Annotated in this window: 3 protein-coding genes; all 3 read left to right on the top strand. The window is 64.6% G+C overall.

All coding sequences use genetic code 11. From position 1 onward, the window contains the following. Positions 1 to 152: 152 nt before the first annotated feature. The 3 genes from rng to radA all read left to right on the top strand — a co-directional run bounded on the left by rng (position 153) and on the right by radA (position 4,549). The gene (gene rng, locus BQ17_RS03240; protein ID WP_089724273.1) at positions 153 to 1,607 is read left to right on the top strand and encodes a ribonuclease G; all 1,455 of its coding nucleotides are present in this window, start codon (positions 153 to 155) and stop codon (positions 1,605 to 1,607) included. 390 nt (positions 1,608 to 1,997) lie between these two features. Continuing rightward, positions 1,998 to 3,110 carry an alanine racemase gene (gene alr, locus BQ17_RS03235; protein ID WP_089724272.1) on the top strand — a complete coding sequence of 371 codons (1,113 nt, stop codon included), beginning with the start codon at positions 1,998 to 2,000 and terminating at the stop codon, positions 3,108 to 3,110. A 62-nt stretch (positions 3,111 to 3,172) separates the two neighbouring features. Further along, a complete protein-coding gene (gene radA / locus BQ17_RS03230) occupies positions 3,173 to 4,549 on the top strand; it encodes a DNA repair protein RadA (protein ID WP_089724271.1) in 1,377 nt (458 codons plus the stop codon). Positions 4,550 to 4,988 lie beyond the last annotated feature (439 nt).

The raw sequence follows: 4,988 nt of genomic DNA, 5'->3' as shown, positions 1-4,988 counted from the left end.
ACCGAGGCGCTTAATCGACGCTGGAGCGTCAGATCCCTCCTCCGTCGGGACCAGGTCTGCTCCCACGCCGGAGCCTGAGGAGCCGGCCGAAAATCAATGCCAGTAGAAAATCAATAGGTTAGTTTTTAGACAACCTCTAAGGTATCAGAAGCTTGAGCGAAGAAATCCTCGTCAATGTGATGCCTCCGGAGACCCGGGTCGCGGTGGTGGAAAACGGCGCCGTGCAAGAGGTCATCATCGAGCGTACCGACCACTGCGGGCTGGTGGGGAATATCTACCAGGGCTGCATCTGCCGCGTCTTGCCTGGTATGCAGGCCGCCTTCGTGGATATCGGGTTCGAACGGGCCGCTTTTCTGCACACCTCGGATATCGTCGACGCGGAGGGAGCACCGCGCAGCGAGCACATCCATGAGGTCGTCAGCGAGGGTGACGAGATCATGGTGCAGGTGGTCAAGGACCCCCTGGGCACCAAGGGCGCCCGGCTTACCACCAACATCTCCATTCCGTCCCGCTACCTGGTCTTTATGCCGACTGTGGGCACGACCGGCATTTCCCAAAGGATCGAGGACGAAGAAGAGCGCAAGCGGCTGCGGGATATCCTGCAAGGCCGCGTGGCTTCAGGACCCCGGAAAGGGGGGTTCATTGCCCGCACGGCGGCCGAAGGGGTCACCGAAGAGGCACTGATCAGGGACATGGACTTCCTGGTCAAGCTGTGGCAGGGCATCGAAGAGCGCTACCGCTCCTGCACCGACATCGGGCAGGTCCACGATGACCTGCCGCTGGTTCTGCGCGCCCTGCGCGACCTGGTGGGACCGGAGGTAGAACGGGTGCGTATCGACTCGCGCTCCACGGTGGAGCGCGCGCGTACCTTCGCCGCCAAGTACATCCCGGATATTGCGGTACCCATCGAGCACTACCGGGGAGAGCGCCCCCTGTTCGATCTCTATGGCGTGGAGGACGAGATCCAGAAGGCGTTGCAGCGCAAGGTGCAGCTCAAGTCCGGTGGCTACCTGATCCTGGACCAGACCGAGGCCATGACCACCGTCGATGTGAACACCGGCGCCTTCGTCGGTCACCGGACGCTGGAAGAGACCATCTTCAAGACCAACCTGGAGGCGGCCCAGGCCATCTGCCGCCAGCTGCGTCTGCGCAACCTCGGCGGTATTATCATCATCGACTTCATCGACATGTGCGACGACGAGCACAAGCGCCAGGTGCTCCGCGCGCTCGAGAAATGCCTCGCCAAGGACCACGCCAAGACCCACATCACCGAGGTATCCGCACTGGGTCTGGTGGAGATGACCCGCAAGCGCACGCGCGAGTCCCTTGGGCACATCCTGTGCGAACCCTGCACCTGTTGCGGTGGCCGCGGTACCCTGAAGACCGCCGAAACCACCTGTTACGAGATCTTCCGCGAGATCCTGCGCCAGACCCGTCAATTCGAGGTGGAGACCCTGTTGGTGCTGGCCTCCCAGGAAGTGATCGACCGTCTGCTGGACGAGGAATCCGGGTATCTGGCCGAGCTGCAAGCCTTTACCGGCAAGCCGGTCCGGCTCCAGGTCGAGGCACTCTATACCCAAGAGCAGTATGACGTAGTTTTGATTTAAGAAGCTGTCTGGTTCCTTCTCGTCCCCACGCGCCGCGCGGGGATGTGGAAGCTCCGCGCCGCGGAGAAGGCGGGTCGGAACCGCCTCTTGCCGGCAAATTCTAGCCGGCAGGATGCCGGCGTTCCCAGCGCTTCATCCCACGTAGTACGGAATTTGGCGTGGAATATGGTGTGGCTCGTTCCCACGCTCCAGCGTGGGAATGCCGTTGTGGCCGCTCCAGCGGCCGAGATCCCTCGCTCCGCTCGGGACCAGGTTTCATGACGCTGGAGCGTTTGGATTTGGCACCCGGATATCTGGGTGATCCGATCGCGGCCAAACCGGGTCAGAGCGCACCTAAATTATCAGATTGATGGCTACTAGGTTGTGAACGACCAGTACGGGTCAAGCGCGATGCAGATCCATCCGCGGGCGGTCATCGACCATGCGGCCCTTCGGCATAACCTGGCCTGCGTCCAGCGTCGGGCCCCGGACAGCCGGATATGGGCGGTGGTCAAGGCCAATGGTTACGGGCATGGGATGGTGGAGGTGGGAACCACCCTGGAAGCCGCCGCCGGCCTGGCAGTAGCCAGGGTGGAAGAGGGGGTACGCCTGCGCGAGGCGGGGATCACCAAGCCCATCCTGGTCATGGAGGGGTTCCTGTTCGACGACGAGCTCGCCGCCGCCCGCGCGCACGGGTTCGAGCTGGCGCTGCACCGGCCCGAGCAGGTGGCGCTCCTGGAAGAGACCCGCACCGCAAGGCCCCTGCGTATCTGGATCAAAGTGGATACGGGCATGCATCGGCTGGGGTTCGATCCGCAGGAGGTGCCAAATCTCCTCGCGCGCCTGAGTGTCGATCCGCAGGTCGCGGGGCCGGTGGGACTCATGACCCACCTAGCCAAGGCCGACGATCCGCACGACCGGCTGACGCAATTGCAGTGCGATCGGTTGCGCGCTCTGGATCCCGCCGCGCACTACCCCTTAAGCATCGGCAACTCCGCCGGCATCCTGGCCTGTCCCGCGTCCCAGACCCCCTGGGTACGCCCCGGTATCATGCTCTACGGGGCCTCGCCCCTGATCGGGCGGACCGCCGCCGAGCTGGGGCTGCGGCCGGTCATGCGGCTCGCAACGCGGCTCATCGCCGTGCGCGCCCTGCGCCGGGGGGATGCCGTGGGCTACGGAAGCACCTATGTGTGCCCCCAGGACATGCCGGTCGGGGTAGCGGCCATCGGCTACGGCGACGGCTATCCGCGTCATGCACCCAGGGGAACCCCGGTGCTGGTAGGCGGGCGGCGGGCGCCGCTGGTGGGCCGCGTATCCATGGACATGATCAACATCGATCTGCGGGGACTGCCCACTGCCAGAGTGGGGGATCCCGTCACCCTCTGGGGCGCGGACCTGCCGGTGGACGAGATCGCACAGTGGGCGGGCACCATCTCCTACGAGCTCCTGTGCCGGGTTACCTCCCGCGTGCGGATGGAACATCGAGAGCTGCACCCGATGCCTCATGGGGGCGAACGCCTGTGAATCTTTTCCATTGGAACCACTAAAAATTTTTATGTTATCGCTACTTCGGTACTGCTGTACTCGTGGCCAAACGCACCCACAAAGCCCGTAACGCCTACATCTGCAACGCCTGCGGCGTCAGGCTGCCCAAGTGGAGCGGCCAGTGCCCGGACTGCGGGGCCTGGAATCTGGTCGAAGAGGCCCCCGACCTGCCGGCGGCGGCTGGCCGCGCCGGCTATGCCGGGGGCGTCGAGGGCGGGAGCGAGGCGGTCCTGCTCACCGCCGTGGAGCCCCAGGAACGCGCCCGCCTGGGGAGCGGCATCGCCGAGCTCGACCGGGTGCTCGGGGGCGGGCTGGTCCAGGGTTCGGTGGTACTCATCGGCGGCGATCCGGGGATCGGCAAATCCACCCTGCTGCTCCAGGCCTGCGCCGCCCTGGGGCAGGGGCATCCGGTGCTCTATGTCTCGGGCGAGGAGTCACCCCAGCAGGTGGGCCTGCGGGCGCGCCGACTCGGGCTGACGGGGGAGGGGGTACACCTGCTGCCGGAGACCTGTGTCGAGCGCGTGCTAGCCAGGGCCGCGGCGGAACGGCCGCGGATCATGGTCGTCGACTCCATCCAGACCCTACACACGGAGCTGCTGCAATCGGCGCCGGGCTCCGTGTCCCAGGTACGGGAGACCGCGGCCCAGCTGGTGCGCTTTGCCAAGCAGGCGGACACCGCCATCTTCCTGGTCGGGCACGTGACCAAGGAAGGCGCGCTGGCCGGTCCCCGGGTGCTGGAGCATATGGTGGACACGGTGCTCTATTTCGAAGGCGAAGGCGCGGGTCCCTTGCGCCTGATCCGGTCCATCAAGAACCGCTTCGGGGCCGTCAACGAGCTCGGCGTCTTCGCCATGACCGACCGCGGCCTGCGGGAAGTGTCCAATCCTTCGGCCATCTTCCTGTCGCGCCACACGGAATCGGTATCGGGCAGCCTGATCATGGTGACCCGCGAGGGCACCCGGCCCCTCATGGTCGAGGTGCAGGCCCTGGTAGACGAGAGCCCGCTCGCCAACCCACGGCGGGTGACCCTGGGCCTGGATCAGAACCGGCTCGCCATGTTGCTGGCAGTGCTGCACCGCCACGGCGGGGTCGCCATGTTCGACCGGGACGTATTCGTCAACGTGGTCGGGGGCGTGCGCATCACAGAGACCGCCGCCGACCTGCCGGTCCTGCTGGCGGTACTCTCCAGCTACCGCGACCGGCCCCTGGACATGGCGCTCGCGGTCTTCGGCGAAGTGGGCCTCTCCGGCGAGATCCGGCCCGTCCCCAACGGCCCCGACCGGTTGCGCGAAGCGGCCAAGCACGGCATCCGCCGCGTCATCGCCCCCGCGGCCAATGTCCCCAAATCGGGCCTCCAAGCGCTGGACATCGTGCGGGTCAAAAGCCTGTCCGAGGCCATCGAGGCGGTGTTGAGCTGATGTTTCAGGCGTAAGTACAGCAGTATCCGAGTATCGATAACATATGGAACCATTTTTTTGCCGCCAATGAACGCCAATCGGTCGCAACAGATCACACGATCTTTTCTGTCCGCAGATTCCCGCAGACGAAGAACGGAATAATCTGCGAAAATCCGCGTAATCTATGGATAAAAAGACGGTTTGTTCCTGTGCTCAATCCAACCCGGACTGCCCCATAACCCGTAGGGCGAGCTGTGCCCACCAACATGGCACCTCACAGCCCTGCTCCCCGGATTCGAACCACAGAGAACACAGAGAACACGGAGATGACGTACTAGCGAGGCTTCGCCTCAGACCGACGAGGCGTGAACAACTCAAGGGAGCTGTCATCTCGACCGAAGGGAATTGTCATCCCGAGCGTAGCGAGGGATCTTCTTAGCTTGCAGAAGCTCCCGGCGCA

Origin of the sequence: Candidatus Thiosymbion oneisti (assembly GCF_900092655.1) — a bacterium.
Taxonomy (GTDB): domain Bacteria; phylum Pseudomonadota; class Gammaproteobacteria; order Chromatiales; family Chromatiaceae; genus Thiosymbion; species Thiosymbion oneisti.
This window is presented reverse-complemented; position numbering and strand designations above follow the sequence as displayed.

Excerpts from the sequence above, each read along its gene's own strand:
- alr (WP_089724272.1), top strand. The coding sequence starts at position 1,998 with ATGCAGATCCATCCGCGGGCGGTCATCGACCATGCGGCCCTTCGGCAT.